A 3,544-nucleotide genomic window follows, 5' to 3' on the forward strand; every position below is an offset into this window, starting at 1 on the left:
CTTGTGGGATTCCCGCGGCCCGTATACGTTGAAGTAGCGCAGGCCCACGATCTGCCCGGTCGCCTCCGGCAGACGACGACGCACCACCTGGTCGAACAGGAACTTGGAGTAGCCGTAGATGTTGAGCGGTGCCTCGAACTCCCGCGCTTCCTTGAACACAGTGCCCGCGCCGTACACCGCCGCTGAGGAGGCATAAATCAGGGGTACGCTCTCGTTCTGGCAGAACTCCAAAAGCGCCAAGGAATAGCGGTAGTTGTTCGCCATCATGTAGCGGCCGTCCGTCTCCATGGTGTCGGAGCAGGCCCCCTGGTGCAGCACCGCCGCCACGGTGCCCTCGAACTCACCCTGGCGAAGCCGCTCCAGAAACTCTTCCTTGTCCAGATAATCGGCGATCTCGCAGTCCGCCAGGTTGTGAAACTTGTCCGCCCGATGAAGGTTGTCCACGGCGAGGATGTGGGTTTCGCCCCGCTTGTTGAGCGCCTTGACCAGGTTGGAGCCGATAAAACCGGCTGCGCCAGTGACTACGTAATACATACTTGATCTCCGCAGCTGGTTTCTGTGAAGGCTGATGCGCGCCAGCGCGTTACGCCGAAACCAGAACCGGCTGCCCCTGTGGCCACGTGAGGGAGAGAAGCCATGCCCTTCCCCGATTCTTTTTTCAGCGCTCGTCCTCGTCCGGCCCGAACAGCTCGTCGGGCCTCACTACTGCCGTGCCCAGTTTGCCCACCACGATGCCGGCCGCCCGGTTGGCAATGCGCACCGCAGTAGGCAGATCGGCACCCGCCGCTAGCATGACTCCCAGGGTGCCGATGACCGTGTCCCCGGCCCCGGACACGTCGAACACCTCTTTGGCGTCGGCCGGCTCGTGCAGCACGTCTCCCTGGCGGTAGAGGGTCATGCCTTCTTCACTCCGCGTGACGAGTAGCGCCGTGAGCTCAAGCTCTTGGCGCAGGCGTTGGGCTTTCTCGGTGAGCTCCTGCTCGCTCTTCCAGCTTCCCGCCACTGCGCGAAACTCGCTGCGATTGGGGGTGAGCAGCGTCGCTCCGCGGTAGCGAGTGTAATCGTCCCCCTTTGGATCCACCAGCACCGGCTTGCCGTTGGCCGCGGCGAGGCCGATCATCTGCTCGATGTGGGCGAGCCCCCCTTTGCCATAGTCTGAGAGTACCACCACGTCTGCCTGGGGCAGCAGACGCTTGAAATCCTCCAGCTTGGAGGCAAGCACCTCGTGGGACGGCGGGGTCTCGAAATCGATGCGCAGAAGCTGCTGGTGGCGGGCGATGGCGCGCAGTTTGATGGTGGTGGTGAGCTGAGGATCGCGGTGCAACACCGCTTGGACGGATTCCCTGGCCAGCAGCCGTTCCAAGGCCGCGCCCGCCTCGTCGTCGCCCACTACCGAAAGCAGCCATACCTGGGCCCCCAACGCGGCGGCGTTACGCGCCACGTTGGCTGCCCCTCCGGGTCGTTCCTCGACCCGCTCGATCTTGATCACGGGCACCGGGGCTTCCGGAGAAATGCGGCTTACTTCGCCAAACCAATAGCGGTCCAGCATGACGTCACCCACCACCAGGACGCGGGCCGCGCGCACGTTTCGCATCGGGGGAACGGGAAAGGCACTCACCGGGCGCATGCTCCTGTCAGCTGTGGATTTCACGATGGACGGCCTCTAGGGCCGCCCGGGGATCGGGGGCGCGGGTGATGGGCCGCCCGATGACCAGGTAATCGGCGCCGGCGGCCAGCGCTTCCCGGGGCGTCGCCACCCGCCGCTGGTCGTCTCCGACCACACCACCCGCAGGGCGCACCCCGGGCGTGACTAGGCACACCTCCGGACCCAGAGCAGTGCGCAAGCGGCCCGCCTCCAGGGGCGAGCACACCACTCCGTCCAGACCGCAGGCCTTGGCGAGGCGTGCCAGCCCGAAGGCGGCCTCTTCCAGAGGGCCCGCGATGCCCAGCTCTTCCAAGTCCGAAGGGGTGAGGCTCGTGAGCACCGTCACGGCCACCAACCGCGGGCGGCAGTCGAAGCCCTCCAGGGCGTCCCGCGCTGCGGCGAGCATGGCCCGCCCGCCCAGCGCGTGGACCGTGAGCATCCATGCGCCCAGTCGGGCGGCCGCCTGGCAGGTCCGGGCCACGGTATGGGGAATGTCGTGGAATTTGAGGTCGAGAAACACATCGAATCCGCTTCCCGCGAGCTCCTGGACCAGCCGTGGTCCTTCCGCCACGAACAGCTCCTTGCCCACCTTCACGCGACACAGCCGCGGGTCCAGCACGCGCGCAAGCTTCAAGGCCTCTTGACCGGAACCCACGTCCAGGGCCACTACGATGCGCGGACCGTCGTTCAATGGATGAGCTCCTTCTCCTCCGTGCGCAGAGGCGGATACGTCTCCCAGCCCCCGCAGGCAGGGCAGCGCCAGTAATATTGGCGAGCGCGAAAACCGCAGGCCGAACACCGGTACATGGCCAGGTTGCGGGTATGGTTCTGAACCAGGCTTTTGATTAACTCCAAGTCCGGACGGCGCGCGGGCGGAGTCTCCAGGAGCTGGGCTTCCAGCAGCCGGTCGAGCCCGAGCAGGGTGGGATGGCGGCGCAGCTCTTCCCGCACGAGCCGGTAGGCCGGCTCGTTACCCTGCAACTCCAAGGTTGCCCGAAACACCGCGTCCAGGAGGTCCACCGAAGGCTGCAACGCCAGGTAACTGCGCAGCAACTGTAACCCCTCTTCCGGCTTACCCAGTTGGCGGTAAGCCTCCATCAGTCGCTCAGCCACCAGGGCGAAGTAGGCGGGATTTTGGGTCTCGATCCTCTTCCACGCCGCGATGGCTCCCGCCGGATTGCCCTGCTGCATTTCCAGCTCTCCCAGCAGAAGATTGGCACGCACGCATTTGCGATTCACTTGGAGTGCTTCCTGCAGCCGCTCGCGCGCTTCCTTCGGGCGCGAATGGGTCATGGCGGCAGCCGCCTGCTCGCAGTAGTAATTGGCGATGTCCCTGGCGCTCGACTGGCCCGTGATGGCGTCCATGCGTCGAGAGGTAGCGATGGCTTTATCCCAATCCTTTTCGGTCTCGTAGATCTCGAGGAGCTGCTTGAGAGCCGCCTGCTCGTGCCGCGTCCCTTCGAGCTGGTGCAGCAGTTCCTCGGCCCGGTCCAAGAGCCCTGCTTTGAAGTAGTCCTGGGCCAGCTCGTAGAGGGCATCTTCGCGAAACTCACGGGGCAAGTCCTTGCGCTCCACCAGGTTCTGGTGCATGCGGATCGCCCGCTCTACCTCGCCCCGGCGGCGAAAGAGGCTCCCCAGAGCGAAGTGTAGCTCGATGGTCTCCGGGTCCACCTTCACCACCTCGATAAAGGCTTCGATCGCCTTATCCGGCTGCTCGTTGAGCAGGAAATTGAGCCCCTTAAAGTAGGATGAGGGAACGCGCCGGGATTCGGACAAGAGCTGGTTGATGTCCACCCGGGCTGCCATCCACCCCAAGGCGAAGAACAGGGGCAAGGCCAGCAACCACCAGTATTCGAACTCCATGGCGCTCGGCTAGACGCGGTGCGATCGGATCCCCAT

Annotated in this window: 4 protein-coding genes; all 4 read right to left on the bottom strand. The window is 64.8% G+C overall.

Features of this window, described 5'->3' with window-relative positions:
* On the bottom strand, nucleotides 1-534 hold a 534-nt coding region (locus V7Q81_RS15135; RefSeq protein ID WP_333844968.1), incomplete at its 3' end, for an NAD-dependent epimerase/dehydratase family protein.
* Nucleotides 535-658: 124 nt separating this feature from the next.
* Entirely contained in the window at nucleotides 659-1,594 is a 936-nt protein-coding gene (gene rfaE1 / locus V7Q81_RS15140; protein ID WP_333844971.1) for a D-glycero-beta-D-manno-heptose-7-phosphate kinase, read from the bottom strand.
* A gap of 40 nt (nucleotides 1,595-1,634) precedes the next feature.
* The gene (pyrF, locus tag V7Q81_RS15145) at nucleotides 1,635-2,336 is read right to left on the bottom strand and encodes an orotidine-5'-phosphate decarboxylase (RefSeq protein WP_333844974.1); all 702 of its coding nucleotides are present in this window, start codon (nucleotides 2,334-2,336) and stop codon (nucleotides 1,635-1,637) included.
* A complete protein-coding gene (gene lapB / locus V7Q81_RS15150) occupies nucleotides 2,333-3,508 on the bottom strand; it encodes a lipopolysaccharide assembly protein LapB (protein WP_333844977.1) in 1,176 nt (391 codons plus the stop codon). Before lapB ends, pyrF begins: the two co-directional genes overlap by 4 nt.
* Between the last annotated feature and the right edge of the window lie 36 nt (nucleotides 3,509-3,544).

The organism is Pelomicrobium sp. (genome assembly GCF_036803785.1).
In the GTDB taxonomy this organism is placed as follows: Bacteria; Pseudomonadota; Gammaproteobacteria; order Burkholderiales; family UBA6910; genus Pelomicrobium.

What these genes read in the sequence shown, in the direction of transcription:
- rfaE1 (WP_333844971.1), bottom strand. Translation starts at nt 1,594, where the DNA reads ATGCGAAACGTGCGCGCGGCCCGCGTCCTGGTGGTGGGTGACGTCATG.
- lapB (WP_333844977.1), bottom strand. Translation starts at nt 3,508, where the DNA reads ATGGAGTTCGAATACTGGTGGTTGCTGGCCTTGCCCCTGTTCTTCGCC.